We start from the raw sequence: 1,386 nt of genomic DNA, 5'->3' as shown, positions 1-1,386 counted from the left end.
AATAACGCTCCATCCCTTCGGTCTGTCATGGGCGCCCTGCGGGACGCCCAAACCTTACGGGGGAGCGCCCCGTAAGGCTTTCAGGGTTCCGACTCGCTGCGCGAGCCTCCACCCTCTTTCCTCACCTGCGCCCTGAACGGGCTTGTCTCGAAAATTCACCCGCGTGCGCGCCCGGCAAAGCCGGACCAACCTGCATTCTGCAATTGCGCGACGTCTCGTTGCGGTCCTTTGTCCCTTTCTCGACTGCTACATCGCGAATCCAGGTTGGTCCGGTTTCACCTGACGCGCACGCAAGCGGTGCGGCCGGATGCTTCGCACCCTGGTTACGCCCTGAACGGGCTTCACCAGGGCAGACCGGAAAAATTTGGCCTGGGGGCCATTTTTCCTCCCCCCCCTCGTGGGCTCGGGAGGCGTCTGTCAGGCTGTTCACGCCACCAGAGGTGGCGGTTTATCCGAGCAGCTTTTGGCTGCTCGGGATGCGCTACCATGCGATTTTTTAAGGAGCCATCTCATGCAGCGTTTGGTAAAGCCGTCGGATTACGTCCTGCAGGACGTACTTGGCCAATCGATGTATCAGATTCCCTGGGAGCCCAGGCTCTGCCCGGGCAACCCTGCAGAAGATCCCGAGGCTGGCGCACTTCTTTACAACGCATTCGTCCAGGATCAGGCCAAAGGTGTTGTGCCGCGGACACCCGCCGAGCAGATGAGTGACATTCTGGATTGGGTTTTCGAAACGGCAGGCGAACCCGCCCGCAGCCTGGCCGCTGACTTGGCGGCAGCGTACCTAGGCAATCACGCCTTCCTGATCGATGATCTGGATGATTGGGACGCGGAAACCAAGTCGCATCGGGCGCACATGGTTTTTCATGGCGAGGACATTAGGGGACTTTCAGCGCGAACCGTCATGAAATTGCGGGCTCGAGCTGCCGCCGGATTTTAGCCGCGAAAATATCGTTAGACCGGTTGTTGCTACTAGCAACACGGGAGCGCATAACGAATAGAAAGGAACCCGCCCGGACGGGCCAAGAAGGTGTCGCAATGCGTATGACGTTTGGCAGTGCCTGCCGTAACGCGGGCCTTATGGCGGTGGTGTATTTCCTGTACGTGGGCTTCCAGAAGGGACACTTTGATGTCTTCGGCTGGTACGGGGTTGGGTGGTCGTGGGGGGACTGGCTAGTGTTGGCGGTGCTGACGGGGGTTTTTGGGGTCATTCTGTTTGAAGAATGGTGGGGGCAGCGCAAGCGTGCGAAGGCGAAGGCCCGCGAGCAGGGCGAAGACTTCCAATAACGCCGCGTATGTAAGTCGGACACAAAAAATCCCGCCAAAAGGCAGGATTTTTTGCTTCCGAACTCACCAATCTTCAGGGCGTTCCGCGTGCTGATGGAG

Annotated in this window: 2 protein-coding genes; both read left to right on the top strand. The window is 59.1% G+C overall.

What is annotated here, in order from left to right; all coding sequences use genetic code 11:
• Positions 1–511: 511 nt before the first annotated feature.
• A complete protein-coding gene (locus tag GHN92_RS23550; protein ID WP_010657471.1) occupies positions 512–940 on the top strand; it encodes a hypothetical protein in 429 nt (142 codons plus the stop codon).
• Positions 941–1,038: 98 nt separating this feature from the next.
• On the top strand, positions 1,039–1,287 hold the full coding sequence (locus tag GHN92_RS23545; RefSeq protein WP_010657470.1) for a hypothetical protein: 249 nt from the start codon (positions 1,039–1,041) through the stop codon (positions 1,285–1,287).
• Positions 1,288–1,386: the final 99 nt, after the last annotated feature.

Origin of the sequence: Pseudomonas sp. FSL R10-2964, assembly GCF_009600035.1 — a bacterium.
In the GTDB taxonomy this organism is placed as follows: Bacteria; Pseudomonadota; Gammaproteobacteria; order Pseudomonadales; family Pseudomonadaceae; genus Aquipseudomonas; species Aquipseudomonas bubulae.
Note: the sequence above shows the minus strand (reverse complement) of the source record. Positions and strands in the feature narration are given on the sequence as shown.